At 66.4% G+C, this 20,446-nt stretch carries 19 protein-coding genes and 4 pseudogenes; 14 read left to right on the forward strand and 9 right to left on the reverse strand.

What is annotated here, in order from left to right; translation table 11 throughout:
- Positions 1-197: 197 nt before the first annotated feature.
- Positions 198-551 (forward strand): annotated as a pseudogene (locus tag OG921_RS12795) (hypothetical protein); the annotation flags it as partial.
- Between the two features lie 407 nt (positions 552-958).
- A complete protein-coding gene (locus OG921_RS12800) occupies positions 959-1,363 on the forward strand; it encodes a hypothetical protein (protein ID WP_266112850.1) in 405 nt (134 codons plus the stop codon).
- A gap of 1,211 nt (positions 1,364-2,574) precedes the next feature.
- Here the strand turns inward: OG921_RS12800 and istB are convergent.
- Both istB and istA read right to left on the reverse strand, forming a co-directional pair.
- Positions 2,575-3,368: pseudogene (istB, locus tag OG921_RS12805) on the reverse strand (IS21-like element helper ATPase IstB).
- Positions 3,369-3,469: 101 nt separating this feature from the next.
- Positions 3,470-4,591: pseudogene (gene istA, locus OG921_RS12810) on the reverse strand (IS21 family transposase); the annotation flags it as partial.
- 612 nt (positions 4,592-5,203) lie between these two features.
- On the opposite strand from istA, the gene OG921_RS12815 reads away from it, so the two are divergent.
- Together OG921_RS12815 and OG921_RS12820 are read left to right on the forward strand one after the other, a co-directional pair.
- Positions 5,204-5,329, forward strand: coding sequence for a hypothetical protein (locus OG921_RS12815; RefSeq protein ID WP_266112851.1), 126 nt, complete (start codon positions 5,204-5,206; stop codon positions 5,327-5,329).
- 51 nt (positions 5,330-5,380) lie between these two features.
- The gene (locus tag OG921_RS12820; protein WP_266112852.1) at positions 5,381-6,106 is read left to right on the forward strand and encodes a recombinase family protein; all 726 of its coding nucleotides are present in this window, start codon (positions 5,381-5,383) and stop codon (positions 6,104-6,106) included.
- Here OG921_RS12820 and OG921_RS12825 read toward each other — a convergent pair.
- From OG921_RS12825 to OG921_RS12835, 3 genes are all read right to left on the reverse strand, one after another.
- The gene (locus OG921_RS12825; RefSeq protein ID WP_266113247.1) at positions 6,103-6,564 is read right to left on the reverse strand and encodes a hypothetical protein; all 462 of its coding nucleotides are present in this window, start codon (positions 6,562-6,564) and stop codon (positions 6,103-6,105) included. The genes OG921_RS12820 and OG921_RS12825 overlap by 4 nt on opposite strands.
- Before the next feature lie 338 nt (positions 6,565-6,902).
- The gene (locus tag OG921_RS12830) at positions 6,903-9,167 is read right to left on the reverse strand and encodes a cation-translocating P-type ATPase (protein WP_266112853.1); all 2,265 of its coding nucleotides are present in this window, start codon (positions 9,165-9,167) and stop codon (positions 6,903-6,905) included.
- Positions 9,168-9,352: 185 nt separating this feature from the next.
- On the reverse strand, positions 9,353-9,637 hold the full coding sequence (locus OG921_RS12835; protein ID WP_266112854.1) for a heavy-metal-associated domain-containing protein: 285 nt from the start codon (positions 9,635-9,637) through the stop codon (positions 9,353-9,355).
- Between the two features lie 313 nt (positions 9,638-9,950).
- Between OG921_RS12835 and OG921_RS12840 the strand changes: the two genes are divergently transcribed.
- From OG921_RS12840 to OG921_RS12860, 5 genes are all read left to right on the forward strand, one after another.
- Positions 9,951-10,178: a DUF2892 domain-containing protein gene (locus OG921_RS12840; RefSeq protein WP_266112855.1), complete on the forward strand. Its 228-nt coding sequence runs from the start codon at positions 9,951-9,953 to the stop codon at positions 10,176-10,178.
- A complete protein-coding gene (locus OG921_RS12845; protein WP_266112856.1) occupies positions 10,175-10,417 on the forward strand; it encodes a hypothetical protein in 243 nt (80 codons plus the stop codon). The genes OG921_RS12840 and OG921_RS12845 overlap by 4 nt, the downstream gene beginning before the upstream one ends.
- 121 nt (positions 10,418-10,538) lie before the next feature.
- Positions 10,539-12,977 (forward strand): cation-translocating P-type ATPase, encoded by a 2,439-nt coding sequence (locus OG921_RS12850; RefSeq protein WP_266112857.1) that lies wholly within the window; start codon positions 10,539-10,541, stop codon positions 12,975-12,977.
- A 164-nt stretch (positions 12,978-13,141) separates the two neighbouring features.
- Positions 13,142-13,843: a DUF305 domain-containing protein gene (locus OG921_RS12855; protein WP_266112858.1), complete on the forward strand. Its 702-nt coding sequence runs from the start codon at positions 13,142-13,144 to the stop codon at positions 13,841-13,843.
- Between the two features lie 55 nt (positions 13,844-13,898).
- Complete coding sequence (locus OG921_RS12860; RefSeq protein WP_266112859.1) at positions 13,899-14,126, forward strand: heavy-metal-associated domain-containing protein; 228 nt, start codon at positions 13,899-13,901, stop codon at positions 14,124-14,126.
- A gap of 29 nt (positions 14,127-14,155) precedes the next feature.
- On the opposite strand, the gene OG921_RS12865 is transcribed toward OG921_RS12860, so the two are convergent.
- The 3 genes from OG921_RS12865 to OG921_RS12875 are packed head-to-tail and all read right to left on the reverse strand — an operon-like array spanning position 14,156 to position 16,406.
- Positions 14,156-14,491 carry a LuxR family transcriptional regulator gene (locus OG921_RS12865; RefSeq protein ID WP_266112860.1) on the reverse strand — a complete coding sequence of 112 codons (336 nt, stop codon included), beginning with the start codon at positions 14,489-14,491 and terminating at the stop codon, positions 14,156-14,158.
- A complete protein-coding gene (locus OG921_RS12870) occupies positions 14,488-15,645 on the reverse strand; it encodes a cell wall metabolism sensor histidine kinase WalK (RefSeq protein ID WP_266112861.1) in 1,158 nt (385 codons plus the stop codon). Before OG921_RS12870 ends, OG921_RS12865 begins: the two co-directional genes overlap by 4 nt.
- Entirely contained in the window at positions 15,642-16,406 is a 765-nt protein-coding gene (locus OG921_RS12875) for a response regulator transcription factor (RefSeq protein WP_266112862.1), read from the reverse strand. Before OG921_RS12875 ends, OG921_RS12870 begins: the two co-directional genes overlap by 4 nt.
- A gap of 134 nt (positions 16,407-16,540) precedes the next feature.
- Here OG921_RS12875 and OG921_RS12880 point away from each other — a divergent pair, with 134 nt between their 5' ends.
- Positions 16,541-16,789: an SHOCT domain-containing protein gene (locus OG921_RS12880; protein WP_266112863.1), complete on the forward strand. Its 249-nt coding sequence runs from the start codon at positions 16,541-16,543 to the stop codon at positions 16,787-16,789.
- A gap of 108 nt (positions 16,790-16,897) precedes the next feature.
- Positions 16,898-18,433, forward strand: a complete 1,536-nt coding sequence (locus OG921_RS12885) for a multicopper oxidase family protein (RefSeq protein ID WP_266112864.1) — start codon at positions 16,898-16,900, stop codon at positions 18,431-18,433.
- Between the two features lie 198 nt (positions 18,434-18,631).
- On the opposite strand, the gene OG921_RS12890 is transcribed toward OG921_RS12885, so the two are convergent.
- Entirely contained in the window at positions 18,632-19,255 is a 624-nt protein-coding gene (locus OG921_RS12890; RefSeq protein ID WP_266112865.1) for a TetR/AcrR family transcriptional regulator, read from the reverse strand.
- A 108-nt stretch (positions 19,256-19,363) separates the two neighbouring features.
- On the opposite strand from OG921_RS12890, the gene OG921_RS12895 reads away from it, so the two are divergent.
- From OG921_RS12895 to OG921_RS12905, 3 genes and pseudogenes are all read left to right on the forward strand, one after another.
- Positions 19,364-19,756: a DUF2218 domain-containing protein gene (locus OG921_RS12895; RefSeq protein WP_266112866.1), complete on the forward strand. Its 393-nt coding sequence runs from the start codon at positions 19,364-19,366 to the stop codon at positions 19,754-19,756.
- Positions 19,757-19,833: 77 nt separating this feature from the next.
- Positions 19,834-20,025, forward strand: a complete 192-nt coding sequence (locus OG921_RS12900) for a hypothetical protein (protein ID WP_266112867.1) — start codon at positions 19,834-19,836, stop codon at positions 20,023-20,025.
- A gap of 74 nt (positions 20,026-20,099) precedes the next feature.
- Positions 20,100-20,271: pseudogene (locus OG921_RS12905) on the forward strand (IS1380 family transposase); the annotation flags it as partial.
- Between the last annotated feature and the right edge of the window lie 175 nt (positions 20,272-20,446).

Raw genomic sequence — 20,446 nt, forward strand, 5'->3', positions numbered from 1 at the left:
GCCATGTCATCGATTGCGCCTCGGACCTAAAGCGCACTTGAGGGTTTCGCAGGCGGCGAGTCGCGGCGGCCGTCGCAAATCCGGCCCGTGCAATATGGCTCCAACTTCCCCCGGACCGATCTACCCTCTCCAAAAAGGATGTCCGACAGGGGAGGTGGGCAATGCGTACAACGATCTCACGCCTGGCGCGAAGCGCGATGCTCGGCACGGCCGCGCTGGGCATGGTGCTCACCGGGACCGCGGTGGCACATGCCGACGAGTGGCCACCCATTCCGGACTACCCGTCGTACTCGACCCCGGTCCCGACGACGAACTTCCTGACGCCGAGCGATCCGGCCTACTGGAATCCGCTGGTCAACCAAAACCGACTGACCTCGCCGTACGGCAACAGGACCCTGATTCTGTGCAACGGATTCCACGGCGTCCTGAACGAATGCTGGCAGGCCGATCTAGCCTGCAACGCGCACAAACTGATCAAGCTGCCATGGAACTTCCCCGCCATCGTGGGCGGGGGGCAACCGGGCGGCGGACCGGGCCACTTCGTGTACCCAATCGGGACCGCAACACCCGTCGACGGCCCAATCCGTGGCGGCGCCCCAGTTGGCCCCCCAGCCGGAGCCGGTGGCGGCGGAGCCAATAACCCGTGCCACAACTGACACCACAGAATCAGGGGTGGGATAGTTCGCGGGCAGGCGCTGTTACCGCCGGTTACCTCTGCTAACGAACGTGCCTCATCGTGGAGGCAGCACGGGCCTTGGGTCAGCCTCGATCCCTCGGGACCGACCGGCGCTGAAAACAGTCCGAGCATCACCAGAAGCAACGATTCATCGTCTGCGTGAGAGGGCAATCACACCCAGGTCACGGGCCCATGGGCTAAACGCATGCTGACCCATTCCCGACAAATAGAGTGCCGGATTCAAAAACCCGGCTAACCACCACCCCGCCGAAGGAGAATCCAATGCGGCGAATTAATCCAATGCGTCGTATTGCTGCCGTGATCGCAGTCCTGGCTGCCGGCCTGATCTTCGGTGTCGGAACGGCCCACGCCGACTCGTGGCCGGTGGACCCAGGTCCCGGCTCGCCGGTCCGGCCCATCGATGCGACGGGGTACATGCTGACACCGGATCAGCCCAACTTCTGGAACCCGTCCATCAACATCACGCGGGTGATCTCGCCGTACGGCCGATCCACCACGGTCATATGCACTGGCTACGTCGTCGACACCGACTGCTGGCAGGCGGACCCGACCGGCGCCCCGCACAAGCTGCAGAAAGTGTTCAATATGGGCGCGTTCGGCCCGATTGTTACCAGCACACCCGCGCCGAACGTCTTCCTCTACCCGGGGATGATTCCCGGGTTGTAAGCACTCGGTGCGCTCCTCTGACTTTGCCGACGCCTCGCGCTCGACTGGACGACCGTCACCGCCGCGGTCATGGACCCGTCGAGTCGCCGACCGTTGTGACCGCCGCCCTGTCTTTGCGGGGTTTCGTCGGTTGCGTGCCTTCACCATTCGGCGGCAGACTCGCCCGACACACAGCCTCGCGCTGACTACACCGCCGCGTGCGCCCGATCCGGCAACCCCAGCGCAGCGCACACATCAGCGTGGTCGGCTCGTCCGGTCCAGTAGAGCCGGGTAGCAAGCAAGCGAGCAGACCGCCGACCAATGCCGCGCGAGCAGGTCGGTACCCTGCAATTCCGCGGCCGGCCCGCCGCTCGCCGCGGACACGGCCCGCTCATCGCTCGGGCGTCGCGCCAGCCCCCCACAGCTCGGCGCGATTCGGGCGGCGGCCGAGCCGGTACACCGCCTCGGGTTCGATAACCGCACTCGTCGGCCACCTCCTGAAATGTGCGACCTATCGAGCGGAGTTGCCAGGCACGCTCGGCCCGGCGATAACTGTCCTGATGGTTCGACACCGGTCCCTTCACACCGGGCAGTCTTCACCGCCGGCATACACCGGCCCGAAAACCCTTGCACCCGAGCGCGATCGCCGCAGGAAGCCGTTGCAGCCCAACGGATTTCGGCCCCTTTGTAGATATTTCGTGCACGGGCTTGACCACGGGTGAGGGCTCGCGCTGCCGGTGAGCAAAAGCGAGCGGGTTCGCCGATTCTTGACGGTCTTGTCACCGGAACTGGAGCCCGTCCGACGATCGACACCTCGACGTGTGCCGGTTCCCCTTGCCTCGCAATGTCAGACGCATTCCTATCCATGACCGACGCGATGGGGGCCCGAGGACCGGCAAAAGCGGGTGCAGCGCGAATCAGGCAGCTCGACGGCGCCGGAGGGCGATGTACGCGGCGCTCGACACGAGAAAGCAGGCGACGAGGATGATGGCGAGATAGCCGCGCCAAGGCTCCGGACCGACAACAACAGCCTCTTTCGTGATCGTGTCCCGAAAGACACATGTCGCCCCGGGCGGAAACAAGCCCCACGGATCGGTTATGCCAGCTCCGATTCGCTCCGCGCGATCGGGCAATAGGTAGTCGAATTGCGAAGGGTAACCGTAACGGGCGCGACAAATGTCAACGTCGCCTGAATCTGGACCCTGTTTCGACGGGTGAATCTGGACCCCTCCCTAGGGTTGTTTGGTGGTCGCGGGGACGCGGCCGAGGTCTCGGTCTTTGAGTCGGTAGCTGTCGCCTTTGAGGGAGAGAACCTCGGCGTGGTGCACTAGGCGGTCGATCATGGCCGCCGCGACGACGTCGTCGCCGAATACCTCGCCCCATCGGCCGAAGGGCTTGTTGCTGGTGACGATCACGCTGGCTCTTTCGTAGCGGGCAGAGATCAGCTGGAAGAACAGGTTCGCTGCTTCGGGTTCGAACGGGATGTAGCCAACCTCGTCGATCACGACCAGCGGGACGCGACCCAGCTTGACCAGCTCGTCCTGGAGGCGGTCGCCGTGGTGGGCCTCGGCGAGCCGGTCGACCCATTGTGCGGCGGTGGCGAAGGCGACCCGATGCCCGGCCTGGCAGGCCCGGATCGCAAGGCCGATCGACAGGTGCGATTTGCCGGTTCCGGGTGGGCCGAGGAACACCACGTTCTGTTTGGCGGCGACGAAGTCGAGCGTGCCCAGGTGCGCGATCTGATCGCGTTTGAGAGAACGCTGGTAGTCGAAGTCGAACTCTTCCAATGATTTACGTGCCGGGAACCGGGCGGCGCGGATGCGTCCTTCACCGCCGTGGGATTCGCGGGCGGAGACCTCGCGTTGCAGGCACGCGGCCAGGAACTCCTCGTGGGTCCAGTTCTCGGCGCGGGCACGCTCACCCAGACGTCCGATCGCGTCGGCCAACGACGGCGCCTTCAGTGCGCGCGTCAGAAAGCGAGTTCGGCAGCAATGTCGCGGCCGGCGGCGGCGCGCTTTGTGGTCACGACACCGCCCCCTCGCCGGTGGCGAAGACCCGGTCGTACTCGGCGAGGTCACGGTAGGCCACGCCGGTGTCGTCGGTGGCCGTGGCGAGTCGGTGAGCAACCCGCAGCCGGGTCGCGGCGCGGGCGTGGTCGGGATCGGTCAGGGTCTGGTGCCGCGCCCAGCACCTCCGGTGCGTGGCGACCGACTGCCCGTCGCAGTACACCTGCACGGTGGCCAGGTCAGCGCGCACGAGTACCTTGCGGCCGATGACCTGTGGCTGCACGGAGTAGTCGTTGGAGTCCAGGCGCACATAATGATCGCGTGGAAGCCGCACCGTCGCGGTCCATCCGGTGCTCGGCGGGACCGGCGGCAAGGGGAGCATCGCGTCGCGGTCGGTGTCCCACCGGTCGATCGGTCGACACCCCAACGCCCGATGCTGGCGGGCGTTGGCCAGGATCAGCCAGTCTGCGAGTTGGGTGTTGAAATCGGTCGGATCGGTGAAGGTTCGGCCCGGTAGAAACGACGTCTCGAGGTAGCCGTTGGCGCGTTCGACCAGGCCCTTGGCTTCAGGATCGCGCGGGCGGCACTGCACCACCCGGATCCCCAGCACCCCACGGAAGGCGTTCATCGCTGTCGTGAGTCCGGGTTTGCCCGCCCGCCACTGACCGACAGCGGACTCGTTGTCCCACACCAGGACCCGCGGTACCCGACCCCACCGGGCGAGCAGCTCCCAATGCCCGGTCAGCAGATCCGGCGACTGACGAGAGGGCAGCATCACCGCATTGATCACCCGTGAATACCCCGACACCATCACCAACACCGGTGGGCGAGCGCACTGGCCATGCCCGAGAGGGATATCGGTGGGTGGAAACCACAAGTCGCACTGGGCGAGCTCACCGGCCTGATACTGCGTGCGACCGACCGGATCCGGCGGCAGATACAACGGCCGCAGCTCACGGATCCGGTCCTTGAGAATCGTCAACGACCGTGTCCAGCCGATCCGCTCCGCGATCACCGTGGCCGGCATCGTCGGCCACGCCTGCAACAGCTCACGAACCTGAGGCTCGACCGCATCGACCAGCGAGCCCTTCTCCGGACGTTGATACCGCGGCGGACTCTCGGACTCCAACGCGCGACGAACCGTGTTGCGACCGACACCCATCACCCGCGCGATCGCCTTGATCGGCAACCCTTCGCACCGATGCAGCCGGCGGATCTCCGCCCAATCCTCCACAGAAATCACTCCCTCAGCGTCAACGGAGGGGGTTCATTTTCATCCGACGCTCAGTGATCAGCTTTCACGCGTCGTCGACAAAAAGTGTGCCGCGGCGAGCATTCGGCTACGAATTGCCTTCAGTGTCTCGTCGGTTCCTGCTGCGAGAGTAGATCACCCAATATGCGAGAGTTATAAATATTGCTGAGCAGGCTATGAACAGGCCAATAACTAGCGTCGCAAAGATGCTGCCGTCGCTACACATCCGACCTCCACCGGCCGGTTCCCAGCACGTCTGGCATCTGGCCGGCAGTCCCGACGCCGGAGTGGTCGAGTCGGACTACAAGCTCGATGCCAGCCAAAGAGGATGACCGCAATGACCGACTACCCGGTGACCGGCGGCGGCAGATCCGGCTGGCGATCTCGGTGCCGTCGGCATGGCTGCGTGTTTTTGAGTGCCTCCTCAGGTCATGCTGGAGCCATGGCCAAGGCAGAGAAGACGTCGTGGGCGATGCTCGCTGCCTTGGTCGAAGCGTGCGGTCCCGGACTCAGTGCAACGGCGGGTAAGTGGGGCCAGTGGATCCCGACGGGCTGACTCCAACAGAGCGGATTGACGCAACCCGGCAGACCGGCTGGAGTCTCATGCGCCTACTCGAGGCGATCGAGCGTGGGGAACTCCTCGCGACACCGCTGGAGATCGCCCGACTCCAGGGGGCGGTGGCGGCCCTCAGCGCGATCGCCGGCGACTTACTCGGAGACGCACCCTGATGGCACCGGACGAGTTTTAAAATTGACGTCCCTTAATGTTAAACTGGAGGAGTGAGCCAGCCCGTCGTTAACCAGTCCATACCCCGCCGCCGGAGGCGGCGCCGTGGCAGCGCTGAATCGCCACCTGGAACCGTGGTCACCTACCTGCGCGTGTCAACGTCCGAACAGGCGCTCTCCGGCCTCGGGCTCGAAGCCCAACGCGCGACTGTCGCTGCCTACGCCGAACGCAAGGGTTTGACGATCGTGGGGGAGCACTGCGACGAGGGCATCAGTGCGAAATCCCTGAGGGGTCGCCCTGCCGCACTCGCGGCTCTGGCAGCGGTGCGCGCGGGCGGCGCCGCTGGGTTGTTGGTGGCCAAGATGGACCGGTTGAGTCGCTCGGTGGTAGACGGTGCGGGCCTGATGGAACAAGCCGCTCGCGAGGGTTGGGCGCTGCACTTCGCCGACCTCGATATCGACACCGGTACTCCAGCGGGGGAGATGGCGGCCAACATCATCATCTCGGGGTCGCAGTACGAGCGCCGCCTGATCAGCCAACGCACCCGTGATGCCTTGGCGGCCAAGCGTGCTCGGGGAGAGCGACTCGGTGCAGCGCCTAGCCTGCCGCTCGAGATCACCCGTCGGATCGTCGCTGAGCGCGCAAATGGAATGACATTTCAGGCGATCGCTGATGGATTAATGGCCGACGGTGTCGCCACCGCCCGAGGCAAAGCCCGCTGGTATCCGGCCACGATCAAGGCTGTGACCACGAGCGACAACGCGGCTGAGGTCGCTTAGCGGGATTGCTCGACGCGCATTGGATGGAGAAGGCGCCGAGCGCAGGAAGCGCTCGGGCGTCCGCTGACATTCTCGGCCGGATAGATCATCCAGTCGCCATAGGACTTCTCGCCGATGTACTCGACTTCGAAGCCCCTTCCGCCTTCTCGCGAGCGATCAAATTGCTCGGCCATGCCGAAGATTCGTGAGTGCCGTTCTGGGTCGTTCGTAGATTCCATGATCTTCTCGCTGAGCAACGCCAGCACTGCTTGCTCCCATTCAGCGGTAACCGACCAGCCCTCGCCGGTCGTTCGACCCATCCAGACTTCGGGGTTCCTGGAGAGGACTGCGTGCGCTGCGGTTGCCACTGTGTCCCGACTGCGGCGGCGGACTGATCGATCTCCTGAAACGGCGGGCGTGAGTGCCTGGGCGCGTCCGGCGCGGACGCCGTTGGCGACGATCTCGGCGACTTCATGCACCAGGACCTTGGCGGGAAGCCGAGATCCCGAACAGTGCCAGCGCATCAGGGCGGTGATGATCGCCAGCGAAGCCCGATGTTCTGCAGCATGATTCGCTGTTGACCGCCTCGCCCGGGGCGGGCGTTCGCGATCAGTCGCCGGGCTCCGAAGTGATGATTTGGGTTCGCAATGACCCCCCGCTTCTGCGGGCCGAGCCGGCCCACTCGGGGGTGGCCGTCGTCACCTTCGGCATTGCGTCCCAATGACGGTGGAGGCGACCCCCCGTACGTGGCCGCTGGGCGTGTGATCCGGCGTCGATCGCGCCCGGCGTATTCGGCCGGCGTTCGCCACCTCTGTCGTTACCGGGTGGGGGTGAACCGGCGCAGTCGCAGGCTGTTGCTCACCACGAACACCGAGCTCAAGGCCATTGCGGCGCCAGCGATCAGCGGGTTGAGCAGGCCCAGCGCCGCGAGCGGCAGGGCCGCCACGTTGTAGCCGAACGCCCAGAACAGATTGCCCTTGATGGTGCGCAGGGTCGCCCGCGCCAAACGGATCGCGTCCGGGGCGGCCCGCAGGTCACCGCGCACCAGCGTCAGGTCCGAGGCCTCGATCGCGACGTCGGTGCCGGTGCCCATCGCCAGACCCAGGTCGGCCTGGGCGAGAGCGGCCGCGTCGTTGACGCCATCGCCGACCATCGCCACCACCCGCCCCTGGTCCTGCAGGTTCTTGATCACGTCGACCTTGTCCGCGGGCAGGACCTCGGAGATCACCTCCTCGATTCCGACCTGGTTCGCGACGTTCTGCGCAGCGCGGCGATTGTCCCCGGTGAGCAGCACGGGTGTGAGGCCGAGCTCACGTAGTTCCGCGATCGCCGCCGCGGAGGTGTCCTTGACTGTGTCGGAGACGACTATCACCGCGCGGATCGACCCGTCCCACGCAATCCACACCGGGGTGCGTCCCTGGCTTTCGGCTTCCTCGACAACGAGTTGCAGCGCGTCGGGGGCGGTGAGCGCCCACTCATCGCGCAACCAGCTGCTCCGGCCGGCGAGCATGGCGTGACCCTCGACGACACCGGATACCCCACGGCCGCCATGGTTTTCGAAGGCCTCGACCTCCGGCAACGGGCCTACCTCGGCGGCGCGCGAGGCGACCGCACGGGCGATGGGGTGTTCGGAGGCATGCTCGAGAGCGCCCGCCAGACGCAGGACTTCGGTGTCGGACACCCCTTCGGTGGCGTGCACCGAGGTGACTGCCATCCGGCCGGTGGTGACGGTGCCCGTCTTGTCCAGGACGATCGTGTCGACGCGGCGGGTCGATTCGAGGATCTGCGGGCCCTTGATCAAGATGCCGAGCTGGGCGCCGCGGCCGGTGCCGACGAGCAGCGCGGTGGGTGTGGCCAACCCCAGCGCACACGGGCACGCGATGATTAGTACGGCGACCGCGGCGGTGAACGCCGCCGTCACCGTGTTTCCGGTCAGCAGCCATACCGCGAGGGTCAGCAGTGCGAGCCCGATGACGATGGGCACGAAGACCGCCGAAACCCGGTCGGCGAGGCGCTGGACTTGTGCCTTCCCGTTCTGTGCCTCGGTCACCAGTCGTGCCATCTGCGCGAGTTGGGTATCGGCGCCGATGCGGTTGGCACGGACGACTATTCGACCGCCGGCGTTGACGGTGGCGCCGACGACGCTGTCGCCGGGCCCGACCTCGACGGGGACCGGTTCGCCGGTGAGCATGGATGCATCGACTGCGGAGGTGCCGGAGGTGACGATCCCGTCGGTGGCGATCTTCTCCCCGGGCCGGACGACGAACATGTCGCCGACGGCAAGTTGGCCGATCGGGATGCGGATCTCGGATTCACCGCGGAGCACGGCGACGTCCTTGGCGCCCATGTCGAGCAGGGCGCGCAGCGCCGCCCCGGACTGCCGTTTCGCGCGGGCCTCGAAGTATCGCCCGGCGAGGATGAAGGTGGTCACCGCGGAGGCGACTTCGAGGTAGAGGTGCGGTTCGGTGCTGCCGGTGGTCAGCAGGTCGAACTTCATCTGCATGCCGGTCATGCCGGCGTGGGTGAAGAACAGTGCCCACAGCGACCACAGGTAGGCGGCGGTGACGCCGACGGAGATGAGGGTGTCCATCGTGGCGGCGCCGTGCCGCAAGTTCGCCCAGGCGGCGCGGTGGAACGGCAGCGCGCCCCACACCACCACGGGGGAGGCGACGGTCAAGGTCAGCCACTGCCAGTTGTCGAATTGGAGTGCCGGGATCATCGACAACAGCACGACCGGCACGGTCAGCACCGTCGAGACGATCAGCCGCTGCCGCCACTCGGCGGCCTCGTCCGGTTCTGTGGGGGCGGCCGTCGTCGCCCCGGCGGCGTCCGCGGGGGAAACGGGGAGGGTGGCGGTGTATCCGGTCGCCTCCACCGTCGCCACAAGATCTTCCGGGGAAACCCGGTCGGCGAAGCTGACCCTGGCCTTCTCGGTCGCGTAATTGACTGTGGCGGTAACGCCGTCCATCCGGTTGAGCTTCTTCTCGATCCGCGCCGCACACGACGCGCACGTCATTCCCCCGATCGACAACTCGAGATCGTATTCTCGATCACCGGACTCGGTCACGTGGGTGGTCTTCATGTGCTCATCCTCTTGCCACTCGTATCTCAGTAATAACACTCCTAGGGGGTAACCAGAGCCAGGCGGTATCCGGCACTCCCTAGATCGCGCATGCACCCGGCGCCGCACTGCGTTCGGCGCGGTTACCCACGGTGGTAGACCCTCGGCCCACCGACTCGGGACGCCTACCCGGGGCGATTACGGGCTCAGCTGCAGCAGCACCCGCCGGCATCGCCAACCACGGGCAGTGCGGTGCCGACCACCGTGTCATGCGACGCCGTGTCGCGCCCTGCCGCCACGACGTCGTACCCGGCGTCGGAGATGGCCTGTGCGACAGCGCCGTCGATCGGCACGCCGGCGCTGGTGACCGTTCCTGCTGTCAGATCCACCTCCACCCCGGTCACCCCGGGGACCGCGCCCACCGCCGCCCGCACCGTCGACACGCAGTGTCCACACGTCATGCCCTCGACCTTGTACGTGGTGACAGTCATCGGTAATCACCTTTCTCGCCGCACGCTCGGGCGAGCGCAAACTCGAATATATACCCCTATGGGGTATGGGTAGTCGGGTGTTTCCGTTGCCGTCACGGTGCGTTATCCGAGGTCAGGGGAGGATCGGGGCCGCTGCACGTCTCTCTCGCCGGTGGCTCCTTCATCGAATCTTCATCAAATCTCTAACCAAGGCATACCCCGTGGGGGCATGCTCGGGCTCGAGCGAGGCAGGTCGCGGCAGGGTGAAATCGAGTGCGGCGGGCCTGGGAGTGGTGCGGACAGTGAGGAAGTGGTGATGGCCCGCAGGTGGAATGTGAACGTAACCCCGACCGAACGGATCGCGCGGATCCTCGTCGGCTCAGCTGGTGTGGTCGGCGGGGTACTAGTCGCCGCGGGCGGGGCCTCGGTCTGGGTTGTGGTGTTGGCGGCGTTCCTGATTCTCGCCGGACTGGATCTGGTGGTGACCGGAGCGACCGGGCATTGCCCGCTGTACCAGAGGCTGGGCCACGTCCCGGCATCGTTGAAGGGTGGTATGCGATGACGAACGAGGATGAGCGCGTGCCGTCCGTCGGGGACGACAGCGGCCTTGACGATCCGCACGGAGTCGGCGGCCGCAGTCGTCACCATTTGGCGATGATCGCCTGCTGCATTCCGATGCTTGTGGTTGCCGTCGCGCTGATCGCCACCGGAACGGTGGGAATCGGGAGCATGGTCTTCGCGGTGGCGTGCCTGGGAATGATGACGGTGATGATGTTCTCGATGGGGGGAGGACGTCAGTGACCTTTCCACTGGTGGGAAACGGCAGCGGCCGCCCGGTTCCGCAGATATGCCGACAGATAGCAGTGATGCCCAAGCGGCGCGCCGATTCGGGGCCGCCCCAACGCAAGGAGTGCGGGCGCGCATGAACCGAACCACCGTTCTCGAAATGGGTGGGCTGCAATGGGCGAGTTCGAAGGCGACCGTCGAAGCCACCCTGCTCCGTCGTCCCGGGGTCGCGTCCGTGGAGGCCAACGCGGTGAACCAGACCGCCACAGTGACGTACGATCCGGCGGCGACGTCGGTGCTTGAACTGTCGAAGTGGGTGCGCGACTGCGGGTATCACTGTGCCGGGCGTTCGGTGCCCGACCACGTGTGCGACCCGATGTCCGAGCCGACCGGCCCGACGACCGAGGCCCAACCCGACCGCCACCTCCCGGCGACCGAAGCATCCGCCGAGCCGGCGGCGCCGGACCTGCACGCCGGGCACGAGGCGCATGCGGGGCGGTCGCCGCAGGAGATGATGGGACACGGCGGGGCCCATGCCGGGATGTCGATGGACGACATGGTCCGCGACATGCGCAATCGCTTCTTGGTGGCGCTGGTGCTGTCGATCCCGATCATGTTGTGGTCCCCGATGGGCCGCGACATGTTCGGGTTCACGGTGCCGGCACCGTTCGGGCTGCGCGACGACGTGTTCACCCTGCTGCTCAGCCTGCCGGTGGTGTTCTACTCGGCGTGGATCTTCTTCGACGGCGCCTACCGGGCGCTCAAGGCCCGCACCCTCGACATGATGGTGCTCGTCGCGGTCGCTGTCGGTGCCGGCTGGCTCTACAGCGTCGGCGTGACACTCACCGGCGGCGGCGAGGTGTTCTACGAGGCCGCCACCGTGCTGACAACATTCGTGCTGCTCGGGCACTGGTTCGAGATGCGTGCCCGCGGCGGCGCGAACGACGCGATCCGCACCCTGCTCGAACTGGCTCCGCCGATGGCGGCGGTGTTGCGGGACGGAGAACCCGTCGAGATCCCCACCGCCGAGGTAGTCGTGGGGAATCTGCTGCTCATCCGCCCCGGCGCGAAAATCCCGGTCGACGGCACCGTCGAGGACGGCGACTCCGAGGTCGACGAGTCCATGGTCACCGGCGAGAGCCTGCCGGTCACCAAAGCGCCCGGCTCGGGCGTGATCGGCGCCTCTATCAACACCACCGGCACCCTGCGGGTGCGGGCCACCAAGGTCGGCTCCGACACCGCTCTCGCCCAGATCGTCGCAATGGTCCAGGAGGCCCAGAACTCGAAGGCTCCCGGGCAGCGTCTCGCTGATCGGGCCGCATTCTGGCTGGTCCTGGTCGCGCTGATCGGCGGCACCGGAACATTCCTGGTGTGGCTGCTGGTCGGGGAAAGTGTGCAGACGGCGCTGCTGTTCGCGATCACCGTCGTGGTCATCACCTGCCCCGACGCGCTGGGTTTGGCCACTCCGACCGCGATCATGGTCGGTACCGGCCTTGGCGCCCAACGCGGGGTGTTGTTCAAGAACGCCACCGCGCTCGAGACGTCGGCGCGGATCGACACCGTGGTGATGGACAAGACCGGCACCCTGACCAAGGGCGAACCGGAGGTCACCGACGTGATCACCAGCGGCATCGGCGAGGACGAGCTACTAGCTCTCGTCGCCGCCGTCGAACGCGAATCCGAGCACCCGCTGGCCGGTGCGATCGTTCGCTACGCCACCGACCGCGGCAGTCCGCAGTTGCCCTTGGTCGGGTTCCGGAATGTGCCCGGTCATGGCGCCACCGCGGTGGTGCAGGGCCGCCGGGTCGCGGTGGGCAACCGCAAGCTCATGATCGCCGAACAGGTCGACTTCGGGGACCTGATGGACCGTCGGGACGAGCTGGCCTCGACCGGGCGGACAGCGGTGCTCGTGGCCGTCGACGGCCGCGGCGTCGGGGCGATCGCCTTGGCCGACGCCGCCCGGGAAACCTCCGCCGCCGCCGTGTCTGCCCTCCACGACCTGGGTGTCGAGGTGGTCATGCTCAGTGGCGACAACGAGGCCACCGCCGCGCGCATTGCCGGGCAACTGGGCATCGACACCGTCATCGCCGAGGTGCTCCCCGGGGACAAGGCCGCCAAGATCGCCGAGCTGCAGCGCGCGGGCAGGAAGGTCGCGATGGTCGGCGACGGCGTCAACGACGCCCCCGCCCTGGCTCAGGCGGACCTGGGCATCGCGATCGGCGCCGGCACCGACGTCGCCATCGAGACCGCCGACCTGGTGCTGATGCGTTCGGACCCACTTGATGTGCCCATCGCCCTGCGGATCGGGCGCGGCACGCTGCGCAAGATGCGGCAGAACCTCGGCTGGGCCGTCGGCTACAACGTGATCGCGTTGCCGATCGCCGCCGGAGTCTTCGAACCCTCGCTCGGCCTGGTCCTGCGCCCAGAGATCGCGGCCCTGTCGATGTCGGGCTCGAGCCTCATCGTCGCGGTCAACGCGCTGATGCTCAAACGGCTCAAACTGCCCGCCCCGCCCGAACCGCAGCTCACGCAGGCCCTGCCGGCGCCCGCACCCACGACCACGGGGCCACGATGAGCAAAGAGCCCGCGGCCCCAACGGAATTCACCAGCGCCCGAAAGGGGTTTCCGAGATGTCACCGGCGCGCACGGACCTGTCCGGCCCGCTCGTGCGGTTTGACCACCCTCCCCGTGCCCGGGTAATCACCACTTGTGTCCAGAGTGAGAAAGGAATTCCTTGCCATGAAGACCACGAACCTCGCCGTCGGCGCCGCCCTGGTCGCCGCCCTCGTCGCGTTGACCGGCTGTAGTAACTCCAGCAACGATGAGACAGGGCAGAGCAGCGCCTCGGTCACCGCGACCACCGCCTCAGCCGATACCCACAACCAGGTGGACGTGACGTTCGCGCAGCAGATGATTCCCCATCACGAGCAGGCGATCGAGATGAGCGATGTCGTGCTCGCCAAGGACGGGATCGACCCCCGGGTGACCGATCTGGCGAATCAGATCAAGGCAGCTCAAGGCCCGGAGATCGAGCAGTTGCAAGCCTGGTTGACCGAGTGGGGACAGTCCGGCATGCCGATGAGCACGCCGGGGATGATGCCGTCGGATCAGAACATGCCGATGTCCACACCCGGGATGGAGATGCCGGGCCACGCCATGCCGATGCCGTCCTCGTCAACCCCATCGCCCGGTGCCGGGGGGATGGGGATGAGCGGAATGATGTCCGACCAGGACATGACCGCACTGCGGAACGCCCAGGGTGTCGAGGCGAGCCGGCTGTACCTCACACAGATGATCACCCATCACCAGGGCGCGATCACCATGGCGCAGACCGAGATCGACTCCGGTCAGTACCCCGACGCCGTCGCGATGGCGCGCACCATAGCCGACACCCAACAGCAGGAAATCACCACGATGCAGAACATCCTGGCCTCGCTGTGACACCCGGCTTCGTGGATTCGAACACCCGCCGCTGACCTTGTCCGAGGAGAACACGGTGAGCACCACCGCCAGTTACCACGTATCCGGCATGACCTGTGCGCATTGCGTGAAGGCAGTCACCGACGAACTCGACCGTCTCGATGCAGTGACGAGCGTCGACATAGACCTGGTTCCGGACGGGGATTCTCAGGTGAGGGTCACCAGCAGCCGGCCATTGTCGGTCGAGCAGGTACGTCACGCCGTCGATGAGGCCGGATACTCGCTGGCCGCCCCACCCGCCTGATCCGCCCCAACACGTCTGCCCCTGGGACATCAGCGAAGTTTCGCGACGGTGAGAACGAGAACGGGTTCGACCAGCGCCTCCACCCGGGGACGAGGCGCCGCGGTGATCGTCACTAGATCACCGGCCGCCGCATCGACGTGACTGTCAGCGCACGTCAGCCGAACCCGACCGCACACGATGTACATGGTGGCCTCGCCGTGGATGGAAACATCGCCAAATCGCGTGCCCGGGGTGAGTGCGATGAGAGTCTGCCGCAGCCGGTGCTCGTGACCGCCGTAGACAGTTTCCGCGCTCCGTCCGCTCGGCGCACTGCGGGCGTGCGCGAGTCGGTGCCGCGCGATCGCCGTAACCGAGTACTTCCTCATCGCTGATCCCAGCGCAGCGGGAACGTGATGGTGAACGTACTACCGGTACCGGGGCCGCCACTGCGGGCGGTGAGGTGACCGCGCTGTGCCTCGACGAGGGCCTTGGCGATCGCGAGTCCGATCCCGGCTCCGCCATGTCCGCGGTCGCGGGCCGAATCGACCCGGTAAAACCGTTCGAACAGGTGCGGGAGATGTTCGGCGGCGATTCCGTCGCCGGTGTCGGTCACCTCGATCACCAGCAACTCCGGTCGCTGTTCCGCCGTCACCTCGACCCTTCCGCCGCCTGGGGTGTGACGCAAGGCGTTGTCGAGCAGATTGCCGAACACCTGCCCGAGCCGCTCCGGGTCGGCCCACAGCCCCGGAAGATGCGCAGGAACACGAGAAGTCAGTGCCACCTCCTTCGCGGCGTAGCGGTCGGCCGCAGCCGCGAGCGCGTTGGATATGAGCGCTCCCGGAACCACCCACGCGGGCTCGATCGAGGTCCAGCCCTCTTCTGCCTGGGAGAGCGCGCTCACATCGTCCGAGAAACGGACCAGCCTGCGGGTCTGATCGCGCAGCATGCCGATCGTGTCCGCATCCAATGTCTCGACCCCATCCTCGAGTGCCTCCATGTACGCCTCGAGCACCGACACGGGGGTGCGGATCTCGTGGGCAAGGTCGCCCAGCAGTTGGCGGCGGGTCGTTTCGACCGATTCGAGACGGGCGGCCATCTGGTTGAACGCCTCGGCGAGGGCGCCGAAGTCCTCCCCCATGTGCGGCGGGGCGACCCGGATGTCGTAGCGCCCGTCGGCGACCGCGGTCGCGGCGGACGAGACCTCGTTCACCGAACGTTGCAGGCGTCGACTGAAATACCAAGTGACTACCAGTGCGGCCAGGACGGCAACCCCGAGAGCCACCGCCAGCGAAATGGCTGTGGCCGAGCGGTATGCCTGTTCGGCGTGGAACTGCTCGTCGGACGAGGCCGGTACCCCGGCGCGGTGCAGGTGTTCGCGGAACAGTGGAGGGCCGGCGACCACCGCGACCACCCAACAGGTTGCGGCGCCCGCAACCAGCACCAGCGATTGAGCCAGCAGCAGACGCACCCCGAGTCCGGTGCCCCGGCTGCGCAACCGGACGGCGCCGAGGGGGTGTCGTCGAAGCTGACCCGATGTCATTGCCCGGTCCCCATTCGGTATCCGATGCCGCGGATGGTGGTGACGTAGCGGGGAGCGGCGGGGTCGTCGCCGAGCTTGCGACGCAGGTGACCGACATGCACGTCGACGAGGTGCTCGTTCCCGACCCAAGTTTCGCCCCACACCGCCGCGATCAACTGCCGCCGGCTGAATACCATCCCCGGCCGCGCCGACAGGGCTGCCAGCACATCGAACTCGGTGCGGGTCAACATCACCGGGTGCTCGCCGAGGCTCACCTCCCGGCCCTCGACGTCGATCCTGAGCGCGCCGAAGCTACGCGGCTTGACCTCCTCTCCACCCGGCCGGGGTGGCGGTGTCTCGTACGCCGGCTCCTTCCGCGGCCGGCGCAACATGGCCCTGATGCGCGCCACCAACTCGCGCGGGCTGAACGGTTTGGTGACGTAGTCATCGGCGCCGACCGACAGCCCGATGATGGTGTCCATTTCCGCGCTGCGGGCGGTCAACATCACCACGTAGGCATCGGAGAAAGTGCGCAGCTGCCGGCACACCTCGATTCCGTCGATGCCCGGCAACCCCAGGTCGAGGACTACGACATCGGGGTCGATCTCCCGCGCCCGCGCGAGCGCATCGTGCCCGTTGTAGGCGCCGGCGACCTCGAAGCTCGCCTGTTCGAGGTAGCTGGTGACGACCGCCACCAACGGCCGCTCGTCATCGACCACCAAGGCCCGATATCCCGCGGCGCTCTCGGGCGGCTGGGGCGGCGTGTTGTTCATGGTCTCCATCGTCGCCGGTATGTGCTCCGATCCGGTGTCCCCCCACGACAACCGGTCATATCTTCAGCGAAACAACACACAACCCTCATCACTTCACCGTGCTCGACCACCAATTATTGGGGAGCAACGAAAGGTGAACCGCCATGATGTGGTGGAACAACGGAATGGGCTGGGGTAGCTGGGCGCTGATGGTTCTGGCGATGATCGTGTTCTGGACTCTGGTCGTCGTCGGGATCCTGGCGCTCTTCCGCACCCTGCGGACGTCCGGCGATCAGCGTTTCGACTCCGGCGCCCGGGATGCCCGACAGATCCTCGACGAGCGCTTCGCCCGAGGGGAGATCGACGCCGAGGAATACCGCACCCGAAGTGACCAACTACGCACGAGGCGGTGATGGCCACCTCTTCACGTAACCGCCCGGCGATGGGCTCTCGGTTGGCCCGGGCCGCAGCACATCGGCCCTACGTCACAGCGCGGTTTGTCCAGTGCGAGAAATGATCTCATGACCGACGCGCCTGACACCGGATTCACCCTCGACCGGCGTGCTTTCCTCACCGCCGCGGCCGCCGGACTGGGCGGCGTTGCCCTCGCTGCCTGCACCCGCAGCCCCTCGCCCCGTGCCCCGACTCCGGTTAACGGGAACGCCGTCTCGGTGGCCGAGGCAGCGCGCCCGCATACCGGCCGCACGGTCGATGTTGCCGTTTCCCCGCAGGCCACCGACGTCGACCTCGGGGGAGTGCAGGTGCGCACCCTGGCCTATGGGAACACCATTCCCGGTCCGGTGATCCGGGCCAATGTGGGCGACGACGTTGTCGTCACCCTGACCAACGGTCTCGACCACGACACCTCCGTGCACTGGCACGGCATCGCGCTGCGCAACGACATGGACGGGGTCGAGCCCGCCAGTCCCAACATCGGACCAGGTCAGCAGTTCACCTACCGGTTCTCGGTGCCGCATTCGGGAACCTACTGGGCGCACCCGCACGTCGGGCTCGACACCGACTACGGGCTCTACCTTCCCGTCATCGTCGACGACCCGAACGAACCCGGCGACTACGACGCAGAGTGGATTGTCGTTCTCGATGACTGGACCGACGGAATTGGACCCGGACCCGAGCAAATCTTCGCGAAACTGCAATCGGACGGTATGGGATCGATGGGCGGATCGGGCGGCATGGGCAACATGCCCGGGATGGGCGCCATGGGGCACGGATCAGCGCGGAGCAGCGCTCTTCTTGGCGCTGATGGCGGCGACGTCGAGTACCCGTATTACCTAATAAACGGGCGCATCCCGAGCGCCGCAACCACGTTCACAGCCATACCCGGTCAGCGCGTGCGGATCCGAATCATCAACGCCGGCGCCGACACTGCCTTCCGTATCGCACTCGCCGAACACACCATGACCGTCACACACGCCGATGGTTACCCCGTCGCACCGGTCGACGTCGACGCCCTCTTGCTCGGCATGGGCGAGCGCTACGACGTGATCGTCACCGTCAAGGATGGTCTCTTCCCGCTCGTCGCTGCGGCTGAAGGCAAGAACGCGCAGGCCCGGGCATTGCTGCGAACGGGGGCGGGAGCCGTACCGGATTCGGCGTTCGTGCCCCGTGAGTTTAGCGGCCGGGTCGGCACGGTGGACACCTTCGTCGTCGCCGACTCCGTCTTGCTGCCACCGGGTCGTCCGCAGGTGAACCTGGCCGCCAATCTCGGCGCAAGCATGATGGATTACAACTGGACCATCAACGGCCGCCCCTACGACCAGGCCGAGCCGTTGACGGTCCGGCAAGGTCAGCGTGCACGGCTGACCTTCACGAATATGACCATGATGTGGCATCCGATGCACTTACACGGGCACACTTTTCAGGTCGTCAAACCCGACGGCGCCGCGGGCCCACGCAAAGACACCGTCATGGTGCTGCCCATGCGCTCACTCGCGGTGGACTTGATCGCCGACAATCCAGGCGACTGGATGCTTCACTGCCACAACGGATACCACCAAGAATCCGGGATGATGACCCGCCTGGAATATGCCGGTTGAGACGAACGGCCCTCGGGCTGCGCGCAACCGGAATCACCACACCGCTGCGAACTCGGTCCGCCAAGAGCTCACCGGTCGGGCACACCATCGGCAACGCCGTACCGGACACGTGGGTGAGCGCCGACGGCGCTCACACTCGTCGGAATCAGTCACCTCTCTCCTCCGATGAATCATTTATTCATCAGGTGCATCGATCCGCTACGGGCTGAGCGAGCCGACGCTTTCGCTGATAGCTTTCGTGGTTCGCAGTCCGGTCATGATGACGGTGATGAGGCGGGTGACGGCGGCCTTCGATGTCAGGGCCGCTGATGCGGTGAGGGCGTGCAGGCTGTAGGTGGCCAGCTCGTCCGCGGTGACGTCGTCGCGGATACTGCCCGCCTGGGCACCCTCGGCGAGTAGGTCGCGAATCATGTCGTGGACATGCTGCTCTGCTTGGGTCACTTGCCGACCCTGGTGCAGGCCGGCCACGACCGCGATGTCGTGCCCGTGGGACTTTCGAGACAACAGAGCGTACGCCTCCAACACGCCTTCCAGGCGCTCGGCAGCGGTGCCCGCCCGGTCCGCGATCTCGGCGAGTTGGGCGAGATGGCCGGCGATCTGGCGTTCGTGCCACGCGAACAGGATCGCCGCGACGTCCGGAAAATACTTGTAAAGCGTGGCGCGGCCGATGCCGGCCTTCTCGGCGATCGCGGACATCGTCACGGCCCGCGGCCCGTGCTCGGCTACCAGGGTCGCGGCGCTGTCCAGGATCGCCCCGCGCACCTCCCGTCGGTGCGCATCGATCGTCTCGTTCCACAGCTTCGGCACCGATCCAGCATACATCCTGACGCCTTGGTGACAGATGGCCTTGACAGAGACACTATGTATCGATAAATCTGTGAACATCGCCAAGCCCAAGCCCATGCCCGTCACGCAAAGACAGGAAAAGCGATGCATACCGCTGAAGCCAGCATCGAGACCTCGCGCCCGAGCCGGTACCTCGTACAACTGTGCGAACATGCGGCCGCCATGGGGCGCCCCCACCGCCACAGCCCACGCGTCCACCTCGCAGGCACGCTCGAACGACGTGAAGTCCGGGTCTCTGCCGAATGGTCCGACACGCACGGGACCGTCACCCTCACCCCATGGGGTCGGTGCACGATCGATGCCGAACCGAACACGCTGACGCTGCGTATCGAGGCCGCCGACGAGGAAGGCCTGGGGCGTATCCAGGACGTCATCACCCGTGACTTCGACCGGTTCGGCCGACGGGAGAACCTCACCGTACGTTGGCGGCGGAGTGAGACGCCAGACGTTGCGCCGGGCGCTGGGCCAGCCGTATGAGGCCCGCTCGCAGAACCACCGAGGCAGATCATCGAGGGCATCTCAACCGCCGGACAGTTGTTCTTGCCGCAGTCGCTGTGCTGGCCGTCGCCGTCCACCTCGGGCTGGGCGGTGCTGTGGTAGCGAACTCATCATGGATCGGCCCGGTCGCCGACATCGCCCTGGCAATCGCCCTGCTCAATGTCCTCCTCGTCGTTCTCGGCATCCGTCACCGACGAGCCGGCAAGGCCGAGACCCCCGACCGGATCCTGGAACCTCGCGCACGTTGACGCAACTCTCCTACGCCCGTCCGGTTGTTGCTGCAGCCCTCGATGATCCGAACCTGGTCTCGTGCGCAGGCCTGATCTCGCTGGTGAAGCTGGCTCAGGATGCTGGGCTATGGACCCCGAGTGATTGAGCATCTGTGCGTGGCCACGGACAAGGGCGCAAACGCGAGCCGCAAGGTGACCTCGCTGGGCGCGGGCATTGTCGCCGGGCCCGACAGCATCGACGCCATGGCACTGCTTGTTCATGGGGGCGATGTGCCTCCCAAGAATGTCCACGAAGCCCCTCGAGACCGGAACTCGTGGGTACTTCGGTCGCGGAACCGCATCCACTCAAAGCCATTCGGTTGTCGCGGGGTTAGGTCGCGGTCCAGGCAGTTCAACACATCGCCTGTGCCACGGGGCCCGGTGGTTGGACATGAATTGC

Source organism: Aldersonia sp. NBC_00410 (assembly GCF_026342035.1).
Lineage (GTDB): Bacteria > Actinomycetota > Actinomycetes > Mycobacteriales > Mycobacteriaceae > Aldersonia.